The organism is Stenotrophomonas sp. 82F1 (genome assembly GCF_056861525.1).
This window is the reverse complement of sequence record NZ_JBSPUD010000003.1, coordinates 201,687-223,855: the sequence shown is the minus strand read 5'-3', so window position 1 is coordinate 223,855 and position 22,169 is coordinate 201,687. Positions and strand designations below refer to the sequence as shown.

The window sequence follows — 22,169 nt, the reverse complement described above, 5'->3', positions numbered from 1 at the left end:
AAGGTCCCGTTACTGCTTGTTCGATTCGGTGGCGGCCGGCTCGGCCTTGTCAGCCTTGGCCGGTGCCTTGGCGTCAGCCGGAGCCGTGGCAGCCGCGCCCGGAGCAGCAGCGCCGGCGGCAGGCTTGCCGTTGGCGTCCTGGCCCGGGGTCCACGGCTTGGCCGTGGCCGGCGTACCTTCCTTGACCTTCTGCACGCCGGCGACGACCACCTTGTCACCGGCGGCCAGGCCTTCGCTGACCAGCCAGTTGCCGTTCTGCGCGCCGTCGGTCTTGACGTTCTTGCGTACGACCTTGCCGTCGGCGCCGACCACCATCACATAGCCGCCGGTGGTATCGCGCAGCAGCGCCTGCTGCGGCACCAGGTAGGCGTTGTTGCGCTCGCCCAGGTTGGCCTGGAAGCTGACGAAGGCGCCCGGCAGCAGGATCTTCTGCGGGTTCGGCAGCAACGCGCGCAGCGACACCGCGCCGGTAGCCGGGTCGACCGTGGTCGAGGAGAAGTCCAGCGTGCCCGGCTCGCTGTAGGTGCTGCCATCGGCCAGCTTGACGTTGACCGTGGCCTTGCCGTCGCCGGACAGGGCCAGCGTGCCCTTGGCCTGCTGCGCACGCAGCTGGGTCAGTTCATCCACGCTCAGCGAGAAGTTCACGTACAGCGGGTCGAGCTGGTCCACGGTGGTCAGCAGGGTCACATCGCCCTGGCCGACCAGCGCGCCCTCGGTCACCTGCTGCTTGTTGGCCACGCCGCTGATCGGGGCGGTGACGTTGGTGTAGCCCAGGCTGATGCGGCTGCTGGTCACCGAGGCTTCGGCCTGCTTGACCGCGGCCAGCGCGGTGCGCTCGGCCGACTCGGCGTTGTCCAGGTCAGCCTTGGACACGAACTTCTGCGGTGCCAGCGAGCGCGCGCGGTCAGCGGCGACCTTGGCGTTGGCGTAGGTCGCGCGGGCCGACGCCAGCTGGGCTTCGGAGGCGCTGAGCGAGGCGCGCAGCGGTGCCGGATCGATCAGGAACAGGGTCTGGCCCTGCTTGACCTCGCTGCCTTCCTGATAGACGCGCTTGAGCAGCACGCCAGGTACGCGGGCGCGCACATCGGCGCTGCGGAACGGCGACAGGCGACCGACCAGCTCGCGCTGCAGCGGCAGGGTCTGCGGCTTGGCGTCGATCACGCCCACCTCCGGCGGTGGGGGCGTCGGCTGTTCCGGCTTCTTGCAGGCAGCTACGGCGACAGCAACGGCGCACGTCAAGGCAAGGGTGCGGAGTGGGGCGGTCATCAGGAGGAACTCCGGGGTTGGTTTGAAGACGGGGCCGGCGAGGGCTGCGGCGCGAACGCGCGCAGGAAGCCATCGACGGAGAACTCTGCCCAGCGCCGACGCAACGCAGCGTCATCACGATGGGGGGTATGGAAGCGCTGTTTGTCGAAATCCTGACCGGCGATCATGCTCAGCAGCAGTTCGGCCATGAAGTGCGGGTCGTCATGCCGCAGCAGACCGCGACTGCAAACGGTTTCAATCCATTCAGCAAGATGAAGCGTCAGCGCGCCGGCGCCATGCCGGTACAGCGTACGCGCCTCTTCGGGAAACTGTGCTGCATCGGCGGCGATCAGGCGGCAGGCCTGACCGACGTGGGGCTGGTTGAAGTGCTCCAGGAAGTCGGTGGCGAACTGCAGCAGGCTGCCACGCAGGTCGTCACCGCGGAGTGCACGCAGCATGGCCCCGGTCGCGTGACCGACGTGGCGCTGCATCACCCGCCGCAGCAGGGCCTGCTTGTTGCCGTAGCGCGAGTACAGGGTCTGCTTTGAACACCCGGCGTGCTGGGCGACCGCGTCCATGCTCATCTGCATGCCCTGCTGGGCAAGCAGTTCGCGCACGGCATCGAACACGCGCTCATCACGCGCGTCGAGGGCGACAGGAAGGTAGGCCGGATTCACGCGGTGGACTATACCGTCCAGTTCAGGATTGTGGAATCGCGCCGATGTTGCCGCATGTGTCTTCCGGTAACACGTTTTGCCGATCCTGTCGGCAACGCTGTGCGACCGCGATGCCCATACCGGTGCGAACTGAATAGGGCGTCTAAACCGCAGCAAACCCGAATCTGGTTATTCCGTCCTGCAGCAAGGCCTTTTCGTGCGGTAGGGCTACAATTTCATTTTCCCAACTGAGCAAGCGCGCCGCTCTGCCATGAAACCGCAAAAAACCGCAGCCAAGACCGTGAAAAACAAAAGCAAACCAGTTGAGTCGGAGGTCGCAGTGACCGCTGGTTTCTCCCTGGAGCCGGTGTACACGGCCTTGCGCAAGCGTTACCCCGCGGCCGCTCAGGCCGAGGCAGTGGCATTTGCCTCCAGCTTCTACAAGCGCATGGAGGCCGACGAGTTCCCCCATCACAGCGCTGAGGAATGGGCCGCGCTTGCCGCCGAAACGCTGGAATTCGCCCGCGCCCGCAAGTCCGGCAAGGCCAACGTCCGCGTCTTCAACCCGACGGTGAAGGCCAACGGTTGGGAATCGCCGCACACCGTGCTGCAGATCATCAACGACGACATGCCGTTCCTGGTCGACACTGTGACCATGTCGCTGGCCGAGCATGGCGTTGGCGTGCATGTACTGGGCCACCCGGTGCTGCAGTTCACCCGGGACAAGGCCGGCAAGCTGACCAAGGTCGGCGAGGGCCAGCTGGAATCGGTGATGCTGCTGGAGATCGACCGCCAGCCGGCCGAAGCCATGGCGGACATCGAGCAGGCCATCAACAAGGCGCTGGATGAAGTGCGCGCCATCGTGCGTGACTGGCAGCCGATGCAGGACAAGGCACTGGCACTGGCTGAAGACCTCGGCAGCCGCCAGCTGCCGGTCGACGCTGCCTCGCGCAAGGAAGCACAGGAATTCCTGCGCTGGGCCGCCGACAACCACTTCACCTTCTTCGGCTACCGCGAGTACCGCGTCGAGAAGCAGGGCAAGGAAGACGTACTGGCGCCGCTGAACGACACCGGCCTGGGCCTGATGCGCGGCAAGGACAAGTCGGCCGCACGTCCGGTCAAGACCCTGGCCGCGCAGGGCCTGAACACCACGTCCGGGTTGAAGGACGCGCTGATCCTGACCAAGACCAATGCCCGTTCGCGCGTGCACCGTGCCGGCTACATGGACTACATCGGCGTGCTGGAATTCGACGCCAAGGGCAAGATCATCGGCGAACAGCGCTTCCTCGGCCTGTTCACCTCCAGTGCCTACAACCGCCGCCCGTGGGAAATCCCGCTGGTGCGCCAGCGCTACGAACACGTGATGAAGCAATCCGGCCTGGCTGGCTCCAGCCATAGCGGCAAGGCCCTGCGCCACATCCTGGAAACCCTGCCGCGCGAAGAACTGTTCCAGTCCAGCGAGGACGAACTGTTCCGCACCGCGATGGGCGTGCTGGGCCTGCAGGAGCGTGTGCGCAGCCGCCTGTTCCTGCGTCGCGACAAGTACAGCCGTTTCATTTCCGCGCTGGTCTACCTGCCGCGCGAGCGTTTCAACACCGACGTGCGCCTGCGCATCGAAGCGATGCTCAAGGAAGCACTGCACGGCGAGTACGTGGACAGCTCGGTGGTGCTGGGTGAATCGCCGTTGGCCCAGGTGCACCTGATCGTGCGTCCGAAGCCGGGCGAAATGCTCGACGTCGATACCGCCGAACTGGAGCAGAAGCTGGCCCAGGTGCTGCGCAACTGGCAGGACGATCTGCGCGAAGCGCTGGTCACCCGCCATGGCGAAGCCGAAGGCCTGCGCATTGCTGCGCGTATCGGCAAGGCGCTGCCGGCCGGTTACATCGAAGACAACAGCACCGCCGTTGCCGCCAACGATGTCAGCCAGCTCGATGCGCTGACCGGCCCGGACGACCTGCGCCTGAGCCTGCAGGCCGTGCCGCGCGAATCCGGCGATGGCCTGCGCCTGAAGCTGTACCGCCAGCTGGATGACATCCCGCTGTCGGACGCGCTGCCGATGATGGAAAACATGGGCCTGCGCGTGATCGCCGAGCGTCCGTACCGCCTGTCGGTGGACAACGCGCCGGTGTACGTGCAGGACTTCGAAGTCGAGTCGACCGCCGGTGCGATCGACGCGGCCAGCGTCGATGAAGCCTTCGGCGAGACCTTTGCCCGCGTGTGGCACGGCGATGCCGAGAACGATGGCTTCAACCGCCTGGTGCTGGCGGCCGGCCTGCACTGGCGCCAGGTCGCCATGCTGCGCGGCTACTGCAAGTATCTGCTGCAGACCGGCGTGCCGTTCTCGCAGGCGTACGTGGAAGGTACCTTCACCCGCTACCCGCTGCTGGCACGCCTGCTGGTTGAACTGTTCGAAGCCCGCTTCGATCCGGCCACCGGTCATGAAAGCAAGGAAGACATCGCCACCGGCCAGGCGCAGCTGAAGGCCCACCTCGACGTGCTGGCTGCCGGCGACGAGGCCACCCTGAAGGTGCTCAAGACCGTGGTCGACGCCCGCAAGGGTGACCGCGATGCGCAGATGCAGGCCGCGCGCGAAGCGCTGCTGAAGCTGATGGACCGCGTGTCGAGCCTGGACGAGGACCGCATCCTGCGTTCCTTCATGGGCGTGATCGATGCAACCCTGCGCACCAGCTATTACCAGACCGATGGCAACGGCCAGCACGGCCATGTCATCAGCTTCAAGTTCGATTCGGCCCTGGTGCCGGACCTGCCGAAGCCGCGCCCGTACCGCGAAATCTTCGTGTACGGCCCGCGCGTGGAAGGTACCCACCTGCGCTTCGGTGCCGTCGCCCGTGGCGGCCTGCGCTGGTCGGATCGTCGCGAAGACTTCCGTACCGAAGTGCTGGGCCTGGTCAAGGCGCAGATGGTCAAGAACACCGTCATCGTGCCGGTCGGCGCGAAGGGTGGCTTCTTCGCCAAGATGCCGCCGGTGAACGGCGATCGCGATGCGATCTTCGCCAACGGCGTGGCCTGCTACAAGCTGTTCATCCAGGGCCTGCTGGACATCACCGACAACATCGTCAACAACAAGATCGTGCCGCCGGTGGATGTCGTGCGCCACGACATGGACGATCCGTACCTGGTGGTGGCTGCCGACAAGGGCACCGCGACCTTCTCCGACATCGCCAACGGCCTGGCCATCGCGCACGGCTTCTGGATGGGCGATGCGTTCGCCTCCGGTGGTTCGGTCGGCTACGACCACAAGGGCATGGGCATCACCGCGCGCGGCGCATGGGAGTCGGTCAAGCGCCACTTCCGTGCACTGGGCCGTGACAGCCAGACCCAGGACTTCACCGCGGTCGGCGTCGGCGACATGTCCGGCGACGTGTTCGGCAACGGCATGCTGTTGTCGCGCCACATCCGCCTGGTCGCTGCGTTCGACCACCGCCACATCTTCCTGGACCCGAACCCGGATGCAGCGACCACGTTCGTCGAACGTGAGCGTCTGTTCACCGTGCCGCGTTCGAGCTGGGCGGACTACGACGCCAAGCTGATCAGCAAGGGCGGCGGCGTGTATCCGCGCAGCCTGAAGTCGATCGAGATCACCCCGCAGGTGCGTGAGGTGCTGGGCCTGGACGAGAGCGTCAAGGCGCTGTCGCCGAATGACCTGATGAGCGCGATCCTGAAGGCACCGGTCGACCTGCTGTGGAACGGCGGCATCGGTACCTACGTCAAGGCCGCCAGCGAGCAGCACAGCGATGTCGGCGACCGCGCCAACAACGCCCTGCGCGTGAACGGTGGCGAGCTGCGCTGCAAGGTGGTGGGCGAGGGCGGCAACCTGGGCATGACCCAGCTGGGCCGCATCGAAGCCGCCCAGGCCGGCGTGCTGCTCAACACCGACTTCATCGACAACTCGGCCGGTGTGGATACCTCCGACCATGAAGTCAACATCAAGATCCTGCTCAATGATGTGGTGCGGGCCAAGAAGCTGACCGTCGAGCAGCGCAACAAGCTGCTGGCGTCGATGACCGACGAAGTCGCTGCGCTGGTGCTCAACGACAACTACCGCCAGAACCAGGCGCTGAGCCTGATGGAGCGGATGGCGGTCAAGCGCCTGGGTTCCAAGCAGCACTTCATCCGTACGCTGGAACAGCAGGGCCTGCTGGATCGCCAGATCGAGTTCCTGCCGTCCGATGCCGAGCTGTCCCAGCGCAAGGCGCGCGGCCAGGGCCTGACCCGTCCGGAACTGTCGGTGCTGCTGTCCTATTCCAAGCTGGTGGCGTTCGCCCAGCTGCTGGATTCGGACATCCCGGAAGATCCGTACCTGTCCAAGGAACTGCAGCGCTACTTCCCGACCCCGCTGCAGAAGAAGTACGCCGACGCGATGGAGCGTCACCGCCTGAAGCGCGAAATCATCGCCACGGCCGTGACCAACCAGACCATCAACCGCATGGGCGCCACCTTCCTGATGCGCATGCAGGAAGACACCGGCCGCACCATCGCCGAGGTCGCCAAGGCCTACACCATCAGCCGCGAAACGCTGGATGCACGCGCGCTGTGGGCGCAGATCGACGCCCTCGACGGCACCCTGCCGGAGTCGGTGCAGATCGATGCGCTGGAAGTGATCTGGAAGCTGCAGCGTTCGTTCGTGCGCTGGCTGCTGTCGCGTCCGGGCCCGATGCCGGGCATCACCGAAGCGGTCAACCGCTACCAGGGTCCGTTCAACGACATCCGTGTTGCATCGGGTGTGCTGCCGGATTCGCAGCGTCCGACCTACGAAGCCCTGGTGGCCGAGTGGAAGGAAAAGGGCCTGCCGTCGGCACTGGCACAGCAGCTGGCCGAACTGCACTTCCTGGAGCCGGCGTTCGACATCATCGAACTGGCCCGTACCCGCAAGCTGAAGCCGGTGGATGTCTCCAAGATCCACTTCCGCCTCGGCGACGCCCTGCAGCTGCCGTGGCTGTTCGAGCAGATCGACGCGCTGGAGGTCAACGGCCGCTGGCACGCGGTGGCACGCGGCGTGCTGCGCGACGAACTGGCTGCACACCACCGCAGCCTGGCTGGCCAGGTGCTGGCCACCAAGGGCAGCACCGCTGAAGCCAAGGTGGCCGCATGGATCGGTCGTGACGACAGCAGCCTGCGCTTCACCCTGGCGATGCTGGCCGAACTGGCCGAGCAGAAGACCCTGGACTACCCGACCGTTTCGGTCGCAGTCCAGCGACTGGGTCAGCTCGCCGCCCACGGCGCGTAAGTGATGTAGTGCCAGGCCATGCCTGGCACGCGTGAACCGGAACGGCCCCGCGAAAGCGGGGCCGTTCTGTTTCTGCCCTTGGCCTTTGCGACCCCCTGACCCGACGCCGGCCGTGAATCTGCCAGGCGGATGACCGGCATATCCGCCCCACGGGGTCCAACTCCCGGCGCTCGGTTATGCTCTCCACCACGCCTTCCCCCGGATCCACCGATGAGCGACACCCCCCGCATCGCTTTCCTGGCCAGTACCACCGAACCGGCGCAGATGGCCCGCGCAGCGATGGTCTCGCGCTATGGCGACCACGCGCCCGACCAGGCCGACGTGCTGTGCCCGCTCGGCGGCGATGGCTTCATGCTGCAGACCCTGCATCGGCACGGACACCTGGGCAAACCGGTATTCGGCATGAAGCTGGGCACGGTGGGTTTCCTGATGAACCAGTACCGTGGCGACGACGACGTGCACGCGCGTATCGCCCGCGCCGAGCCGGCCCACCTGCGCCCGCTGGAAATGGTGGCGCTGACCGAATCGGGCACCACCACCGGGTCGCTGGCCTACAACGACGTCTCGCTGCTGCGGCAGACCCGGCAGGCGGCGCATATCGGCATCGACCTCAATGGTCAGGAGCGGGTGGGCGAACTGATCGGTGATGGTGTGCTGGTGGCAACCCCGGCCGGAAGCACCGCCTACAACTACTCGGCGCATGGACCGGTGCTGCCGCTGGGTTCGCACACCATCGCCCTGACGCCGCTGGCCCCGTATCGCCCGCGGCGCTGGCGCGGCGCCATCCTCAAGGCCGACACCGAAGTGCGCTTCCGCGTGCTCGATCCCTACAAGCGTCCGGTCAGCGTCACCGCCGATTCGCACGAGACCCGTGACGTGGTCGAAGTGACGATCCGTGAGTCGCGTGAGCACCGGGTGACCCTGCTGTTCGACCCGGAGCACAACCTGGAAGACCGGATCCTGAGCGAACAGTTCGTTTTTTGACGACAATAGGCGGCCGGCCCTGCCGACCGCTTGAAGGACCCCACCGATGGGCGACAACTCCCCCCGTTTGCTGACCGTCGCGGTGACCTCGCGTGCGCTGTTCGACCTGGAAGAAAGCCATGCGCTGTTCGAGAGCGATGGCGTGGCCGCCTATGCCGAGTACCAGCGCCAGCACGAGGACGACATCCTCGGGCCGGGCGTGGCCTTCCCGGTGGTGCGCAAACTGCTGGCGCTGAACCAGGGCGCCAGCCCCGAGAACCCGCGCGTGGAAGTGATCCTGCTGTCGCGCAACTCGGCCGATACCGGCCTGCGCATCTTCAATTCCATCCAGCACTACGGGCTGGGCATCATCCGCGCGACCTTCACCGCCGGTGAGCCGACGTGGCCGTACGTGAAGCCGTTCGGCACCGACCTGTTCCTGTCGGCCAACCCGGAATCGGTGCGCAGCGCGCTGCGCCATGGCATCGCCGCGGCGACCATCCTGCCCAAGCCGCCGGGCGAGACCGCTGCCGCTGCCGCCGACCAGATCGACATCACCCGCCCGGCCGGGCAGCTGCGCATCGCCTTCGATGGTGATGCGGTGATCTTCGGTGATGAGAGCGAGCGCATCTCGCGCGAGCAGGGCGTGGAAGCCTTCGGCCGGCACGAACGCGAACGTGCACGCGAGCCACTCAGTGGCGGTCCGTTCCGTGGTTTCCTCTCGGCGCTGCACACCTTGCAGGAAGTATTCCCGGCTGGCGACAGCGCGCCCATCCGCACGGCGCTGGTGACCGCGCGTTCGGCACCGGCGCACGAGCGGGTGATCCGCACCCTGCGCGAATGGGGCGTACGCCTGGACGAGGCGCTGTTCCTCGGTGGTCGGCACAAGGGTCCGTTCCTGCAGGCGTTCGGTGCCGATATCTTCTTCGACGATTCGCAGCACAACATCGACAGTGCGCGTGAACACGTGGCGGCCGGCCATGTGCCGCATGGTGTAGCCAACGAGGGCTGAAACCATGGCCGGTGCGTGCCAACCGTTGGTTGGCACTGCCATACATCGGCGCCCACCAAGGTGGGCGTCTACCAGAGCGGGGCTACGGGCTTCCCGACATCCCCAACTGCAGGTCCACCACTTTCCAGCGCAGGCCCTGCGGTTCCAGCACTACCTTCAACGGTGGCTGGCCGGGGCCGCGATCGACGTCGACCACGAAGCGGTCCAGCGCTTCGAAGTGGTGTTCGGCGTTCTTCAGCGGTCGCGCCGGTTCGGTCGTGCCGAAGGCATCGCCACCCTGCAGTTCATTGCGGCCGCGCTTCCACAGCACGTGGCCCTGCAGCATCGCGCCGATGCCGGTGGGGGTGACCATGGTGTCCACCGCGGCGCCGCCCAGTTGGTCGCCCAACCCGTACAGCATCGCGCCGAAGGGGCTGGCAGCCACCTCGGGGCCGGCCTGGCGCACCAGGTAATCATTGAGCTGGGCGCGCAGGCTGGTGCGCACGCGTGGGAAATCCACGTAGCGTTCCAGGCGCGCGGTGTCGCGTTGTTCGATGGCCTTGGACAGGCTATGCACGGTCAGGTACGGGCCGCCGAACCACCAGCCCGCCACCACGGCGATCAGCAGAACGAGGATGCCAATGAGCTTCTTCATGGTGCACAGCCTGCCGCAAGTGAGGGTGCCGGTGGTGAACGACGGGTGATGCCGGTGATGGCCCCGGCGCCGGTCAGAACTCCAGATCCAGCGCAGCGCACAGGTAGTCGACGAACGGGCCCAGCGCCGCCAGGTCCTTGCCGAGCGTGGACAGCAGGCGTGGGCCGGTCATCGTGGCGTCGTCCAGCGAACGCCACATCACCCAGTTGCGGTGCTTGAGGTCATCGATGAATTCGAAGTCGGCCGGGAAGCCGCGCGGCGGTCGCACCAGCTTCTCGGTTTCCTCGAAGTCGAAACGCTTGCGCAGCGCCGGTGCATGCGCGGCTGCCTTCCAGCTGCCGGGGTTGTCGAGGATGAAGTGGCGGACGCGGCGCTGGGTATCCGGTTCGGGATGCCACAGGCCGGCGCCGACGAAGCTCTCGCCCGGTTGCAGGTGCACGTAGAACGAGGGTGCAGCCACTTCGCGGCGGCGCTCATGGAACAGGCGTGCACCCTGCCAGGTTTTGTACGGCGACTTGTCATGGGAGAAGCGCGCATCGCGGTGGATGCGGAACAACGAACCGCCCACGCCACGGGTGTCTGCGCGGAAGTGGTCGCTGACCTCGGTCAGCGCCGGCTGCAGGTCACCCAGCAGGCGCAGGAACGGCTGCCGAACGTGGTCTTCATACTGCTGGCGATGGTCGTTGAACCAGGTCTTGTCGTTGTGCAGCGCCAGGCTGCGCAGGAACTTGAAACTGGCATCGGAGAAATAGGTGCTCACAGGTCCTCCTGCAGGTGCTGGCCCCAGTCACGCAGCGATTGCAGCAGCGCGGCGCGGCGGGCGTCGTCGGGTGCGTCGGCCGCCAGAGCGTCGAGCTGCTGCTGGTACTGGGCCAGGTTGAGTTCGCCCAGGCCTTCCTCGCCGAACAGGCGCTGGCGGCGATAGGCCTTCCAGCGCTCGTGCTCTTCCGGTGCGAGGCTGCCGGGATGATTGCGGGCGCGATAGCGGAACAGCAGTTCGGGCAGGCGCGGATCGCGGAAGCGGCCTTCCAGCGCTGCCAGCTGCTCGGCCGGCGTGGTCCGTGCCAGTGCCAGCAGCGGCTTGTCGCCGGCACCAAGGAAGCCGTCGTACAGCGAAGCGTCCACATCGGACACGCTCGCCGCGCGCGGCTGGTTGTAGACCTGGCGCGCCTTCTCGGCCAGCTGTGGAGCAAACGCGCGCAGTCGTTCGACCTTGGCTTCGATCGCCGCCACGTCCAACCCGAGTCGTGCGTGGTCATCGGCGCGCAGGTGGTTCCAGGCGACCAGCGCTGGCACCTTGTTCAGGTGTACTTCCTTCAGCGGTACCCGGGCGATGCCTTCGGGCAGTTCGCTGGCACGCAGGTACAGGCGCTGGGCGATCACCTCGGCAGGTAGTTCCAACAGGTCATCGATGTCGCCATCGAGGTCGAACACGATCACCCGGTTGTTGATGGTCGGATGTACCGCCAGCGGCAGCACCGGCGCCGCGCACAGGCGACTGGCCGGATAGCGCATGGAAATGTGCAGCGCCGGCTTCAACGCGGTGATGTCGAGCAGGCTGCCGACGAAACGCTTGTCGCGCAGCTTCAACGCGTAGTCCCACAGGCGCGGCTGCGACTGCTTGAACAGGCGCGCCATGCCGATCGTCGCGCGCACGTCCGACAGTGCTTCGTGCGCATCGCCCTCGCGCACGCCGTTGGCCTCGGCCAGGTGTTCGAGTTTGAACGACGTGGCGCCGTCCTCGCGCTTGGGCCAGTGGATGCCCTCCGGACGGATGGCATGCATCAGCCGCAGCATGTCCAGCAGGTCCCAGCGCGAATTGCCATTGCGCCACTCGCGTTCGTACGGGTCGTGGAAGTTGCGGAACAGGCCGTAGCGGATGAACTCGTCGTCGAAGCGCAGGGTGTTGTAACCCAGCGCGCAGGTGCCGGGGCGCGACAGCTGCTCGTTGATGCGATCGAATGCTTCGGCTTCGCTGATGCCTTCGGCCAGCGCCTGCTGCGGGGTGATGCCGGTGACCATCGTGGCCATCGGCGAGGGCAGCAGATCGTCGGCCGGGCGAACAAAGAAGCTGACCGGCGTGTCGATTTCATTGAGATCGCTGTCGGTGCGGATCGCCGCGTACTGGGCGATGCGGGTACGGCGCGGATCCTGGCCGAAGGTTTCCAGGTCGTAGAACAGGAAGCTGTCGGCCATCAGTGCGCGCCCTCCAGCACCGGCAGCCGCGCATGGATCTGCGCCTCCAGTGCATTCCAGTCGATGTTGTCCAGGGTGTCGTGGCCCGCGGTGGCGGTGATCAGCATCTCGCGCTGGATGTCGGTGCGGCGCAGTGCCTCGGCATAGGGCGTGTGCAGGAAGGTCACCATCGTGTAGTGCGGCACGAAGCGCGTCGGCCAGCGCCGCTGCAGTTCCTGTTCCAGCTCGCGCTGCAGCAGGAAGGCCGGATCGGCCACCCGGTCGCGCATTTCCAGATAATTCTCCAGTGCCATCTGCTGGATCGCACGCGCGTTCGGTTTGCGTTCGGCTTCGAACGCCGCGAACGCACCCTGCAGGTCGTCCGCCTCCATCAGGTGGCGGGCCAGTGCCACGCAGTCTTCGAACGCGCAGTTCATGCCTTGGCCGTGGAACGGCACCATCGCGTGCGCGGCATCGCCGATCAGTACGGCGCGGTCCTGCTGGTGCCAGCGTTCCAGGGTGAGCGTGCCGAGCAGGCCTGGCGGATGCTGCTCCCAGTCCGCACGCAGGTTGGGAATCAGCGGCAGGGCATCGGCGAACTCGCGCGCGAACAGTGCTTCCGCCTGGGCGCCGGTGTTGACGGTAGCGAAGCTCGGATCGCCCTGGTTGGGCAGGAACAGGGTGACGGTGAACGTGCCCTCGTGGTTGGGCAGGGCGATGCACATGTAGTGGCCACGCGGCCAGATGTGCAGCGCATTGCGCTCGATACGGAAGCCGCCATCGTCGGTGGGCGGGATCTCCAGTTCCTTGTAGGAATGGTCGAGGAAGGCAATGTCCTCGCCCAGCGGTTCGCGCCGGTTCATCGCCGCACGCAGCGCCGAGCCTGCGCCGTCGGCACCCACCAGCGTATCGAAGCGGATATCGTGCGGACTGTCGTCACGATCATCGATGAAGCGCGCATAGCCGGCATCGAAATCGACCGTGTGCAGGCGGCGGTGGAAATGCACGGTGGCACCGGCCTGCTCGGCCAGTTCCAGCAGTGTGGTGTTGAGGTCGCTGCGATGGATCGACCAGATCACTTCGCTGTCGTCGCGACCGTAGCGCTGCAACTGCGGCTCGCCCTCGCGCGGATGCACCATGCGTCCGCGCATCATCACTGCGCGCGCCATCACTTCCTCTTCCACGCCGGCCTGGCGCAACGCGTTGCGTCCGCGCTCGGCCAGGGCCAGGTTGATCGAGCGGCCGCTTTCGTAATCGGCGATGCGTGGATCGCCACGGCGTTCGTACAGGGTGATGCGCCAGCCCTGCCGTGACAGCAGGATGGCCAGCAGGGATCCGGCCAGGCCGGCGCCGACAATGCTCAGCGAGCGGGATGCATGTGCGATCAACGAACTGTCCAGCAGTAGGGGAGGGCGGCTTACAGGCCGGCCCAGGCTTCCACTTCCTCGACGAAATGGTGCACGTCCAGGTAGCGGTTGTAGAGCGGAGTGGGCGAGATGCGGATGACGTCCGGCTCGCGCCAGTCACCCAGCACGCCGATGGCACGCAGGTGCTCGAACAGGGCGCGCCCACGCTCGCGGCCGCCGATCACCCGCAGCGACAGCTGGCAGCCGCGGCGCTCCGGCTCGGCCGGGGTGACGATCTCCAATACCTGCGGCAGGCGCGCGCGTACCAGTGCGTCGAGCAGGCCGGTCAGTGCCAGCGACTTGCTGCGCAGCGATTCCATGCCGGCACGTTCGAACAGGTCCAGCGACGCACGCAGCGGCGCCAGGCCGAGGATCGGCGGATTGCTCAGCTGCCAGCCCTCGGCACCGACTGCGGGCTGGAACTGCGGCGCCATCTGGAAGCGGGTGGCCTCGTCATGGCCCCACCAGCCGGCAAAGCGCGGCAGCGTGGTGTCGCGATGATGGCGCTCGTGCACGAAGGCACCGGCCACGGCGCCCGGGCCGCTGTTGAGGTATTTGTAGTGGCACCACACGGCGAAGTCCGGGGCGACGTCATGCAGGTGCAGCGGCAGGTTGCCGACCGAGTGCGCCAGATCGAAGCCGATGCGCGCACCCTGCAGGCGTGCGGCGCGGGTGATCGCATCCAGGTCGAAGGCCTGGCCGCTGCGGTACTGCACGCCAGGCCACAGCACCAGCGCCAGGCGCGGACCGTGCGTGGCGATCGCGCGTTCGATCGCGGTCATCGAGATCGTGCCGTTGGCTTCATCCGGCTGCACTTCCACCAGGCAGTCTGCCGGGTCGAAGCCATGGAAGCGGATCTGTGCTTCCACTGCATGGCGGTCAGTCGGGAACGCGCCGGCTTCCATCAGGATCACCGGGCGTTCGGCCTTCGGCCGGTAGAAGCTGACCATCATCAGGTGCAGGTTCACGCTCAGCGTGTTCATCGCCACCACTTCGCTGGGCAGGGCGCCGACGACGCGCGCCAACTGTGCGCTGACCAGTCGGTGGTACGACAGCCATTGGGTCGGCCCGGTGAAGTGGCCTTCCACCGCCAGTTCGCCCCACTGCTTCATCACTTCCTGCACCGCCGCCTGCGCGCCGCGCGGTTGCAGGCCCAGCGAGTTGCCGACGAAGTAGGTCTGCTCACCACCACCGTGGCGCGGAATCAGGAATTCCTGCCGCAGCGGCCGCAGTGGATCGGCGGCATCAAGGGCGATGGCGTGGGTGCGGCTGAGCAGGTCGGACATGGTCGGGCAACAGGCTGCAACGGGGCTGCCAGTGTAGCGCCTGGCATGGCGTAGCCGGTGGCGGGGATGCATGCATGCCGCCAAGCCTGTAGAGCCGAGCCCATGCTCGGCTACGTGGGCCCACAGCCGAGCATGGGCTCGGCTCTACAAGGGCGGATTGTCAGCCAGCCCGCGCCGGTGCCGGCAACGGATCCACGTGGCCGCACTCGCTGCAGGTGCGCAGTTCCAGGCTGGCCTGGTAGCGCGCGAACACCTTCGGCAGGTCGGTCTCGATGTTCTGCAGCGTGAAGTACTCTTCGTACAGCTTGTGGTTGCAGCGCTCGCAATGCCAGATCACGCCGTCGCGCTCATGCGGCAGGCGCTTGCGTTCCACCACCAGGCCGACGCCGCCGGGTGGGCGCCGCGGTGAGTGCGGCACCTTGCCCGGCAGCAGGAAGATTTCGCCAGCGCGGATCGGGATATCGCGCACCGCGCCATCCTCCTGCACCTTCAGCACCATTTCGCCTTCCAGCTGATAGAACCACTCCGGTCCTTCGTCGTAGTGGAAATCGGTGCGGCTGTTCGGTCCGCCGACCACCATCACGATGAAATCGCCGTTGTCGATCATCTTGTTGCCGACCGGCGGCTTCAACAGATGCCGGTTTTCCTCGATCCAGCCCAGCAGGTTGATGGGGGAGGCAAGCATGGGGATGTCCGTGGGAGGGAGGGTCAGTCGCGCCGGCCGTGGCGCGGAACGTAGGACAGGGCCTTCTCATACGCAGGCTGCAGGTCTTCCGGCGCGCCCACGTCGATGCCCATTTCGCGCACGCGGCCATCCTTCAGGCTGTACACCCAGCCGTGCACCATCAGCTTCTGGCCGCGTGCCCAGGCGTCCTGCACGATCGTCGAGCGGCAGGCGTTGACCACCTGCTCGATCACGTTCAGTTCGCACAGGCGTGCATGCTTCAGCTCCGGCTCCTCGATCGCGTCCATGATCGCCGCGTGCTTCTGTGCCACGTCACCGACATGGCGCAGCCAGTTGTCGGCCAGGCCCACCCGCGTGTTGTTCAAGCTGGCGTGCACGCCGCCGCAGCCATAGTGGCCGACGATCAGGATGTGCTTCACCTTCAGCTGGTCCACGGCGTACTGGATCACGCTGAGGCAGTTCAGGTCGGTGTGCACCACCACGTTGGCTACGTTGCGATGCACGAACACTTCGCCCGGAGCCATGCCGATGATCTGGTTGGCCGGCACGCGCGAGTCGGAGCAGCCGATCCACAGGTATTCCGGATGCTGCTGCTTGGCCAGCTGATGGAAGAAGTCCGGGTCTTCCTTCTCGATCCGGTCCGCCCAGTCGCGGTTGTTCTGCAGCAGCTTGTGGATGTCTTTCATGTTCGGGGTCCCTGACGTCGGGTGGGGGCAAGGCGCGGCCGTTCTGGTCGCGTCGTCGCGGGAAACAGGGCGCTCAGCTGCCTGCGGCGGCTTCGTCGCGATACCGGCGCATCCACTGCGCCAGTTCGGTGGAATGGGGATTGTCCAGGCGTTCCAGCTCGGCCATCACCGCCTGCTGGTTGGCCTCGGGGTGGTTCTGGCTCAGCTTCAGCTTCAGTTGCACCTGTTCGACGGTGAAACGGAAGCCGATGATGCCGCGCAGCTGGCGACGGTGGTCGTCACGCTCGGGTTCGAACTGCCACGCCTGGCCGACGCTGGCTTCGAAGCGGTCACCGGTATCGCTGACCAGCTGGGCCAGGGCATCGGTATCGTCGAAGGTCTGCAGCTGGCCGCGCAGTTCGGCGGCGGCGTAGTTCCAGGTAGGCACCCGCGCGGCGGGCTCCTTGTCCGGGTACCAGCTGGCCGAGACATAGCCATGCGGCCCGTCCACCAGCACCTTGGCCGCACCGCTGTGGCGTGCCTGCGGGTTGGCGCGGGCCCAGTGGCCGCGCAGCTCGATGTGGTCGCCGTCGCGCCGGTACAACACCGGCAGCCGGGTCAGTTCAGGCAGGCCGTCGCCACCGGCGGTGAGCACGGTGACGAATGGATCACGCGCCAACAGGCGATCCAGCCACTGCAGGTCGGTCTGTGCGAAAGCGCGCGGGGTGAACATCGGTTGGCCTCAGGCGCGACTGCCGAGTGACTGCACCATGCGCCCGCGCAGGCCTTCGTCGCTGCCCGCCTGCGGTGGCTGCACTTCATGCAGCGAGAATCCGCGCACCAGCGCATCTTCTTCGTCCAGGCCGTCGTACTCGACGAACTCGGCGTCGAACAGCTGCGAGCGGGCGGTGTCTTCGCTGTCGTAGCTCAGTGTATTGCCATCGCTGTCCAGTACTTCGGCGGTGCCGGCCTCGCGGATGCGCAGGCGTGCCCAGATCAGGGTGTTGCCGAGGCTGGCCAGCCACCAGCTGTCGCGGGCGTGGGAAAGGTCGTTCATGTGTGTCTTACCAGAGCGAGGCCAGCCAGAGCAGGGCAGCCATGCCCAGTCCGGCCAGCAGGGTCAGCAGCGATACCAAGGCGGGCGTCGCCAGCCCGGACAGCGAGCGGTCCGGCTGGGTGCGGTATTCGCGCCGCAGCAGCCAGCCCAGCGCATCGGGCTTGAGGAAGGCGCCACTGCCGAAGCGCTGCGCCAGCGCCGGATGGCGATCGCGCACATGCACCAGGGTCAGCGGCCAGAAAATCACGAAGGCACTGAACCCGGCCACTGCCACGCCGACGAAACACAGGGCGAAGAACAGGGTCATGGGGGCAGTACCTCCGTGGTCGGGCGTGTGGGCTTAGAAGTCCGCGCTGCCCGGGGCGCGCGGGTAGGGGATCGCATCGCGGATGTTGGACAGGCCGCAGACGTAGACCACCAGGCGCTCGAAGCCGAGGCCGAAACCGGCGTGCGGTACCGAGCCGTAGCGGCGGAAATCGCGGTACCAGCTGTAATGCTCGCGATCCAGGCCGAACTGCGCCATGCGTGCATCCAGCACATCCAGACGCTCTTCGCGCTGGCTGCCACCGATGATCTCGCCGATGCCCGGGGCCAGCACGTCCATCGCGGCGACGGTCCTGCCGTCATCGTTCAGGCGCATGTAGAAGGCCTTGATGTGCTCGGGGTAGTTGGTCACCACCACCGGGCGGCCGACGTGTTCCTCGGTCAGCCAGCGCTCGTGCTCGGTCTGCAGGTCCAGGCCCCATTCGACCGGGAAGTCGAACTTCTTGCCGGACTTCTGCAGCAGGGCGACCGCATCGGTGTAATCGATGCGCTCGAACGGCGCGTTGATGAAGTCTTCCAGCTTGGTGATCGCGTTCTTGTCCACGCGCTCGGCGATGAAGGCCAGGTCGTCGCCGCGCTCGTTGAGCACCGCGCGGAACAGGTACTTCAGGAATTCTTCGGCCAGGCGTGCGTCTTCAGCCAGGTCGGCGAAGGCGATTTCCGGCTCGATCATCCAGAACTCCGCCAGGTGGCGGGTGGTGTGGCTGTTCTCGGCGCGGAAGGTCGGGCCGAAGGTGTACACCTTGCTCAGCGCCAGGCAATAGGCCTCGACGTTCAGCTGGCCGGACACGGTCAGGAAGGTTTCCTTGCCGAAGAAGTCGCGGCTGAAGTCGATCCCGCCCTGGGCATCACGCGGCAGGTTCACCATGTCCAGGGTGGACACGCGGAACATCTGGCCGGCGCCTTCGGCATCGGAGGTGGTGATGATCGGGGTGCTGATCCAGTTGAAGCCGTTCTCGTGGAAGAAACGGTGCACGGCCTGGGCCAGGCAGTTGCGGATGCGGGTGACTGCGCCGAACAGGTTGGTGCGCGGGCGCAGGTGCGCCACTTCACGCAGGAACTCCGGCGTCATCGGCTTGGGCTGGATGGGGTAGGTGAGCGGGTCTTCGACCCAGCCGACCACCTCGACCGCGCTGGCCTGGATCTCGAACGACTGGCCCTTGCCCTGCGACTTCACCAGGGTGCCGGTGGCCACCAGCGAGCAGCCGGTGGTCAGGCGCTTGATCTCGTCGAAGTTGGCCAGTGCGTCGCCGGCCACGACCTGGATCGGGGCGAAGCAGGAGCCGTCGGTCACATTCACGAAAGCCAGATTTGCTGAACCGCGCACCGTGCGCACCCAACCGCGTACCGTGACTTCGCCACCTTCCGGGATCTTCCCGGCAAGCGCATGTTCAACGCTGACCACCGTCATGACTTGAATCCTCTGCTGATCGACTCGATCTCTGAACACGGGAGTTTACCGGTTGCAGCGTTCTGCTTGCGAGGCATTTCTGCGGTCATCGGCTCCCTATAATGTCCCGGTACCTCTGGAGTGATCCACCATGGCTGTCAGCCTGACCCCTATTGCCTTCGAGCGCGTGCAGCGCTTCGTCGCCCAGACCCCCGGCGCGCTGGGCCTGCGCTTCGGCGTGACCAAGACCGGCTGCTCCGGCTGGGGCCACATCACCGACCTGGCCCGCGACGAGCGCGCGGACGACACCGTGTTCGACCAGGACGGGGTGAAGATCTACGTCGACGCCAAGAGCCTGGCCCTGGTGGACGGCACCGTGATCGACTTCGGCAAGCACGGCCTGAGCGAGACCTTCACGTTCAGCAACCCGAATGCCACCGCCGAGTGCGGCTGCGGCGAGAGCTTCACCACCGACGCCGACAAGGCCTGAGTGCTGGCGGGGCTTGGCCCCGCTTTGGTAGCTGCCGACCTTGGTCGGCACGGGAGCAGGGCGCCCCCGGTTCAGCTGGCCCGGTTCCCACCGGTTGCCCAGCCCCCCCATCTGCGCCATAATGCGCGGCTTCCTGCCTCCCTGGCAGGATCCCTTGCCCCACCGCGGTATCAACGGCGGGGGGCTGTCCGGCCGCAAGGCCACATCCGAAAGGTAGAAAAACATGAGTCGTCATTACGAAATCGTGTTCATGGTCCACCCGGACCAGAGCGAGCAGGTCCCGGCCATGATCGAGCGCTACAAGTCGCTGGTCGAGAACGGCAACGGCACCATCCACCGTCTGGAAGACTGGGGCCGCCGCCAGCTGGCGTACCCGATCCAGAACCTGGTGAAGGCGCACTACGTGCTGCTGAACATCGAAGTCGACCAGGCTGTTCTGACCGAACTGACCGAGAGCTTCCGCTTCAACGACGCCGTGCTGCGCAACCTGGTCATCAAGCGTGACGAGGCTGACACCGAGCAGTCGCTGATCATGAAGAGCAAGGACGAGAAGGGCGACAAGCCCGAGCGTGGTGAGCGTCGTCGTCGTGATGACGAAGAAGGCGAAACCACCCCCGCCGCTGACAACGATGCCGGCGACGACGCCGCTTCGGCCGCCTAAGGAGCACTGACATGTCCAAGTTCTTCCGTCGCCGCAAGTTCTGCAAGTTCACGGCCGAAGGTGTCAAGGAGATCGACTACAAGGATCTCAACACCCTGCGCCAGTACCTGACCGAGAACGGCAAGATCGTGCCGAGCCGCGTCACCGGTACCAAGTCGAAGTACCAGCGTCAGCTGGCGACCGCCGTCAAGCGCGCTCGCTTCCTGGCCCTGATTCCGTACACCGACAACCACGACGTCTGATGCCGGCGGGGCAGCTCCGCGCTGCCCCCGCTGTGCCAGCTATTCGGACAGCCTTTGTTGCGGGGCCCGCGCCTCGCTAACGAATAACTTATCTGGAGCAATACCATGCAGCTGATCCTCCTGCAGAAAGTCACCAACCTCGGCAACCTCGGCGACCTGGTCGACGTGAAGCCGGGCTACGGCCGTAATTTCCTCGTGCCGCAGGGCAAGGCCGTTCCGGCCACCGAGAGCAACAAGGCCGAGTTCGAAGCCAAGCGCGCTGATTACGAAGCCAAGGCCCAGTCCATCCACGCCGACGCTGAAGCCCGCAAGGCCAAGCTGGAAGGCGCGAGCGTGACCGTCGCCGCCAACGCTTCGACCGAAGGCAAGCTGTACGGCTCGGTCGGCGCCCGCGAAATCGCCGATGCCTTCACCGCTGCCGGCCTGCCGCTGAGCAAGAGCGAAGTCATCCTGGGCGAAGGCGCCTTCCGCAACATTGGCGAGTACGAAGTCCTGGTGCACCTGCACGCGGACGTCGAGACCACCGTCAAGGTCGTGGTTGAAGCCGAAAAGGCCTGATCCCACGCCGCAAGGCCTGGTATCACCAGAACGGGCGCCCGCAAGGGTGCCCGTTTTGTTTTGGGCGATGGCCGGGTATGTAGAGTCGAGCCATGCTCGACTGGTTGTTCAGGTGGTCTGGATGACGAATCGACCGCAGTCCATTGAAGGTGCGGGAATGTTGCGTTCAAGCAGCAGGTATCCCATTCCGCCGACAAGAATTCCTCGATGCGTTGGCGCTGCCCGGTTCAAGCGGGAACTGTTGATCTGGAGAATGAATTCCCGCCCTTCAGCGCAATCGTCCTGAAGCCAAGCGGGAGTTCCGCCGATCTTGGCGATTCCGTTGTCGGCGTCGTCCGGGATGGAGGCTGCGGCGGTGGTGATCCAGCGCGGTTCAAAAGGGAGCGTTGTGCTGTCTGCGCCGGGTTCGTGGGGCGCGTAAGCGATGACACGGCCGCCGGTCAGTAGAGCGGTTTCGATGTAGGCATCATCAATAACGTCATAGGGCGTGAAGATCAACACGCAGAGGTGAGCTCTGATTGCGATCTTCGGGGTGTGCGTTTGAATGAAGAGCGCAGGCAGGCTCGCAAGATGAAGCATTGGCTTTCCCTTGGCGTCGCAAGGCCAAGGAGCATCGGGAGACAGGTATGGGGCGCCTCCCAAGAAAGCGCAGCCCGGAGCTTGGCCATAATTTTCGAATACAAGTTCTCTGTACATGGATGAGTCCGATGGCGTTGAGGGCTGAGCCAGCGATGACCTGTTCTTGTCCGGTCTGATAAGTCATGGCCGGCCGATGTCGGGCAACTGACATGGCCCGTCCCTCAAGTCGTCTGGATGACGAATCGACCGCAGTTTGTCGAAGGTGAGGGAATGTTGCGATCAAGCAACAGATAGCCCATCCCCCCGACCAGAATTCCTCGATGCGTCGGAGCTGCCTTATCAAGATCGAATTCGTCGAATTGAAGGACGAACACTTGGCCCTCCGATTCGTCATCCTGCAGCCAGTAAGGCCGCCCACCAATCTTCGAGCCTCCGTGAGGTGCTTCGCCCTCAGCCACCGCCGTCCCGGCGCAAATGTGGAGTGGTCCAATCGGAGCGCAGGGAGAAGGCGTCGGTTCACGCCCGGGCCAGTGAGCAATTACACGACCGCCGTGGCTCATGGCTTCTTCGAATCTGTGCTCGCCCGAGGAGAGGTGCGGCGTGAAGACCGAAATGATCAGCCCCGGCGCTAGGTCCTTTCCGGGAACGTGGTTTCGAATGAATGTGGTCGGAAAGCTAGCCAGGTGAAGCAACGCGTTTCCATGGATGCTGGTTGGCCAAGGGGCGCGGGCATCCAGCCAAGCGGTTCCTCCGAGCACGGGAACGGTCGACGCGTCGCAGGTGGGGATAAATGAAAGCGGTCGGTACATCCGTTCATCCTGCACAGCTTCTGTTGTGCTGGGCTGCGACCCGGTTCAGTAACCAATAAATATCAATAACTTGCACTTTGATCG

General features: G+C 65.7%; 22 protein-coding genes. 7 read left to right on the top strand and 15 right to left on the bottom strand.

From position 1 onward, the window contains the following. Positions 1-9: 9 nt before the first annotated feature. Positions 10-1,266 (bottom strand): efflux RND transporter periplasmic adaptor subunit, encoded by a 1,257-nt coding sequence (locus AC13GI_RS05415; protein WP_482995734.1) that lies wholly within the window; start codon positions 1,264-1,266, stop codon positions 10-12. Continuing rightward, the gene (locus tag AC13GI_RS05410) at positions 1,266-1,922 is read right to left on the bottom strand and encodes a TetR/AcrR family transcriptional regulator (RefSeq protein ID WP_025876846.1); all 657 of its coding nucleotides are present in this window, start codon (positions 1,920-1,922) and stop codon (positions 1,266-1,268) included. The genes AC13GI_RS05415 and AC13GI_RS05410 overlap by 1 nt, the downstream gene beginning before the upstream one ends. Before the next feature lie 250 nt (positions 1,923-2,172). On the opposite strand from AC13GI_RS05410, the gene AC13GI_RS05405 reads away from it, so the two are divergent. The 3 genes from AC13GI_RS05405 to AC13GI_RS05395 all read left to right on the top strand — a co-directional run bounded on the left by AC13GI_RS05405 (position 2,173) and on the right by AC13GI_RS05395 (position 9,124). Continuing rightward, positions 2,173-7,149, top strand: a complete 4,977-nt coding sequence (locus tag AC13GI_RS05405) for an NAD-glutamate dehydrogenase (protein ID WP_482995733.1) — start codon at positions 2,173-2,175, stop codon at positions 7,147-7,149. A 210-nt stretch (positions 7,150-7,359) separates the two neighbouring features. After that, the gene (locus tag AC13GI_RS05400; RefSeq protein WP_089236114.1) at positions 7,360-8,133 is read left to right on the top strand and encodes an NAD kinase; all 774 of its coding nucleotides are present in this window, start codon (positions 7,360-7,362) and stop codon (positions 8,131-8,133) included. Between the two features lie 46 nt (positions 8,134-8,179). Next, positions 8,180-9,124, top strand: a complete 945-nt coding sequence (locus tag AC13GI_RS05395; RefSeq protein ID WP_033831508.1) for a 5'-nucleotidase — start codon at positions 8,180-8,182, stop codon at positions 9,122-9,124. An 82-nt stretch (positions 9,125-9,206) separates the two neighbouring features. Here the strand turns inward: AC13GI_RS05395 and AC13GI_RS05390 are convergent, their stop codons facing one another. The 11 genes from AC13GI_RS05390 to asnS all read right to left on the bottom strand — a co-directional run bounded on the left by AC13GI_RS05390 (position 9,207) and on the right by asnS (position 18,767). Continuing rightward, positions 9,207-9,758, bottom strand: coding sequence for a DUF2939 domain-containing protein (locus AC13GI_RS05390; protein ID WP_482995732.1), 552 nt, complete (start codon positions 9,756-9,758; stop codon positions 9,207-9,209). A gap of 73 nt (positions 9,759-9,831) precedes the next feature. Next, positions 9,832-10,518, bottom strand: a complete 687-nt coding sequence (locus AC13GI_RS05385) for a DUF2461 domain-containing protein (protein WP_099820774.1) — start codon at positions 10,516-10,518, stop codon at positions 9,832-9,834. Next, positions 10,515-11,954, bottom strand: coding sequence for an exodeoxyribonuclease I (gene sbcB, locus AC13GI_RS05380; RefSeq protein WP_482995731.1), 1,440 nt, complete (start codon positions 11,952-11,954; stop codon positions 10,515-10,517). The genes AC13GI_RS05385 and sbcB overlap by 4 nt, the downstream gene beginning before the upstream one ends. Next, a complete protein-coding gene (locus tag AC13GI_RS05375) occupies positions 11,954-13,321 on the bottom strand; it encodes an FAD-dependent oxidoreductase (protein WP_482995730.1) in 1,368 nt (455 codons plus the stop codon). Before AC13GI_RS05375 ends, sbcB begins: the two co-directional genes overlap by 1 nt. A 29-nt stretch (positions 13,322-13,350) precedes the next feature. Then, a complete protein-coding gene (gene kynU, locus AC13GI_RS05370; protein WP_482995729.1) occupies positions 13,351-14,625 on the bottom strand; it encodes a kynureninase in 1,275 nt (424 codons plus the stop codon). 160 nt (positions 14,626-14,785) lie between these two features. Then, positions 14,786-15,310 carry a 3-hydroxyanthranilate 3,4-dioxygenase gene (locus AC13GI_RS05365; protein WP_099820770.1) on the bottom strand — a complete coding sequence of 175 codons (525 nt, stop codon included), beginning with the start codon at positions 15,308-15,310 and terminating at the stop codon, positions 14,786-14,788. Between the two features lie 23 nt (positions 15,311-15,333). Continuing rightward, entirely contained in the window at positions 15,334-15,996 is a 663-nt protein-coding gene (can, locus tag AC13GI_RS05360) for a carbonate dehydratase (RefSeq protein ID WP_099820769.1), read from the bottom strand. 73 nt (positions 15,997-16,069) lie between these two features. After that, positions 16,070-16,708: an FMN-binding negative transcriptional regulator gene (locus AC13GI_RS05355; RefSeq protein ID WP_482995728.1), complete on the bottom strand. Its 639-nt coding sequence runs from the start codon at positions 16,706-16,708 to the stop codon at positions 16,070-16,072. Between the two features lie 9 nt (positions 16,709-16,717). Then, positions 16,718-17,032, bottom strand: a complete 315-nt coding sequence (locus AC13GI_RS05350; protein ID WP_180166464.1) for a hypothetical protein — start codon at positions 17,030-17,032, stop codon at positions 16,718-16,720. A 7-nt stretch (positions 17,033-17,039) separates the two neighbouring features. Further along, positions 17,040-17,339, bottom strand: a complete 300-nt coding sequence (locus AC13GI_RS05345; RefSeq protein ID WP_482995727.1) for a hypothetical protein — start codon at positions 17,337-17,339, stop codon at positions 17,040-17,042. 33 nt (positions 17,340-17,372) lie between these two features. Then, complete coding sequence (asnS, locus tag AC13GI_RS05340) at positions 17,373-18,767, bottom strand: asparagine--tRNA ligase (RefSeq protein WP_099820767.1); 1,395 nt, start codon at positions 18,765-18,767, stop codon at positions 17,373-17,375. A gap of 130 nt (positions 18,768-18,897) precedes the next feature. Between asnS and AC13GI_RS05335 the strand changes: the two genes are divergently transcribed. The 4 genes from AC13GI_RS05335 to rplI all read left to right on the top strand — a co-directional run bounded on the left by AC13GI_RS05335 (position 18,898) and on the right by rplI (position 20,697). After that, a complete protein-coding gene (locus AC13GI_RS05335) occupies positions 18,898-19,236 on the top strand; it encodes a HesB/IscA family protein (RefSeq protein ID WP_033831500.1) in 339 nt (112 codons plus the stop codon). A gap of 223 nt (positions 19,237-19,459) precedes the next feature. Then, positions 19,460-19,897 (top strand): 30S ribosomal protein S6, encoded by a 438-nt coding sequence (rpsF, locus tag AC13GI_RS05330; RefSeq protein WP_025876882.1) that lies wholly within the window; start codon positions 19,460-19,462, stop codon positions 19,895-19,897. A gap of 11 nt (positions 19,898-19,908) precedes the next feature. Further along, complete coding sequence (gene rpsR / locus AC13GI_RS05325) at positions 19,909-20,139, top strand: 30S ribosomal protein S18 (RefSeq protein ID WP_002804494.1); 231 nt, start codon at positions 19,909-19,911, stop codon at positions 20,137-20,139. 105 nt (positions 20,140-20,244) lie between these two features. Continuing rightward, positions 20,245-20,697: a 50S ribosomal protein L9 gene (rplI, locus tag AC13GI_RS05320; RefSeq protein ID WP_089236101.1), complete on the top strand. Its 453-nt coding sequence runs from the start codon at positions 20,245-20,247 to the stop codon at positions 20,695-20,697. Between the two features lie 108 nt (positions 20,698-20,805). Here rplI and AC13GI_RS05315 read toward each other — a convergent pair whose 3' ends face one another. Both AC13GI_RS05315 and AC13GI_RS05310 read right to left on the bottom strand, forming a co-directional pair. Beyond that, a complete protein-coding gene (locus tag AC13GI_RS05315; protein ID WP_482995726.1) occupies positions 20,806-21,276 on the bottom strand; it encodes a DUF1963 domain-containing protein in 471 nt (156 codons plus the stop codon). 221 nt (positions 21,277-21,497) lie between these two features. Beyond that, complete coding sequence (locus tag AC13GI_RS05310; RefSeq protein ID WP_482995725.1) at positions 21,498-22,085, bottom strand: DUF1963 domain-containing protein; 588 nt, start codon at positions 22,083-22,085, stop codon at positions 21,498-21,500. Positions 22,086-22,169 lie beyond the last annotated feature (84 nt).

What these genes read in the sequence shown, in the direction of transcription:
- AC13GI_RS05415 (WP_482995734.1), bottom strand. Translation starts at nt 1,266, where the DNA reads ATGACCGCCCCACTCCGCACCCTTGCCTTGACGTGCGCCGTTGCTGTC.
- AC13GI_RS05405 (WP_482995733.1), top strand. Translation starts at nt 2,173, where the DNA reads ATGAAACCGCAAAAAACCGCAGCCAAGACCGTGAAAAACAAAAGCAAA.
- AC13GI_RS05400 (WP_089236114.1), top strand. Translation starts at nt 7,360, where the DNA reads ATGAGCGACACCCCCCGCATCGCTTTCCTGGCCAGTACCACCGAACCG.
- AC13GI_RS05395 (WP_033831508.1), top strand. Translation starts at nt 8,180, where the DNA reads ATGGGCGACAACTCCCCCCGTTTGCTGACCGTCGCGGTGACCTCGCGT.
- AC13GI_RS05390 (WP_482995732.1), bottom strand. Translation starts at nt 9,758, where the DNA reads ATGAAGAAGCTCATTGGCATCCTCGTTCTGCTGATCGCCGTGGTGGCG.
- sbcB (WP_482995731.1), bottom strand. Translation starts at nt 11,954, where the DNA reads ATGGCCGACAGCTTCCTGTTCTACGACCTGGAAACCTTCGGCCAGGAT.
- kynU (WP_482995729.1), bottom strand. Translation starts at nt 14,625, where the DNA reads ATGTCCGACCTGCTCAGCCGCACCCACGCCATCGCCCTTGATGCCGCC.
- AC13GI_RS05365 (WP_099820770.1), bottom strand. Translation starts at nt 15,310, where the DNA reads ATGCTTGCCTCCCCCATCAACCTGCTGGGCTGGATCGAGGAAAACCGG.
- can (WP_099820769.1), bottom strand. Translation starts at nt 15,996, where the DNA reads ATGAAAGACATCCACAAGCTGCTGCAGAACAACCGCGACTGGGCGGAC.
- AC13GI_RS05355 (WP_482995728.1), bottom strand. Translation starts at nt 16,708, where the DNA reads ATGTTCACCCCGCGCGCTTTCGCACAGACCGACCTGCAGTGGCTGGAT.
- AC13GI_RS05350 (WP_180166464.1), bottom strand. Translation starts at nt 17,032, where the DNA reads ATGAACGACCTTTCCCACGCCCGCGACAGCTGGTGGCTGGCCAGCCTC.
- AC13GI_RS05345 (WP_482995727.1), bottom strand. Translation starts at nt 17,339, where the DNA reads ATGACCCTGTTCTTCGCCCTGTGTTTCGTCGGCGTGGCAGTGGCCGGG.
- asnS (WP_099820767.1), bottom strand. Translation starts at nt 18,767, where the DNA reads ATGACGGTGGTCAGCGTTGAACATGCGCTTGCCGGGAAGATCCCGGAA.
- AC13GI_RS05335 (WP_033831500.1), top strand. Translation starts at nt 18,898, where the DNA reads ATGGCTGTCAGCCTGACCCCTATTGCCTTCGAGCGCGTGCAGCGCTTC.
- rpsF (WP_025876882.1), top strand. Translation starts at nt 19,460, where the DNA reads ATGAGTCGTCATTACGAAATCGTGTTCATGGTCCACCCGGACCAGAGC.
- rpsR (WP_002804494.1), top strand. Translation starts at nt 19,909, where the DNA reads ATGTCCAAGTTCTTCCGTCGCCGCAAGTTCTGCAAGTTCACGGCCGAA.
- rplI (WP_089236101.1), top strand. Translation starts at nt 20,245, where the DNA reads ATGCAGCTGATCCTCCTGCAGAAAGTCACCAACCTCGGCAACCTCGGC.
- AC13GI_RS05315 (WP_482995726.1), bottom strand. Translation starts at nt 21,276, where the DNA reads ATGCTTCATCTTGCGAGCCTGCCTGCGCTCTTCATTCAAACGCACACC.
- AC13GI_RS05310 (WP_482995725.1), bottom strand. Translation starts at nt 22,085, where the DNA reads ATGTACCGACCGCTTTCATTTATCCCCACCTGCGACGCGTCGACCGTT.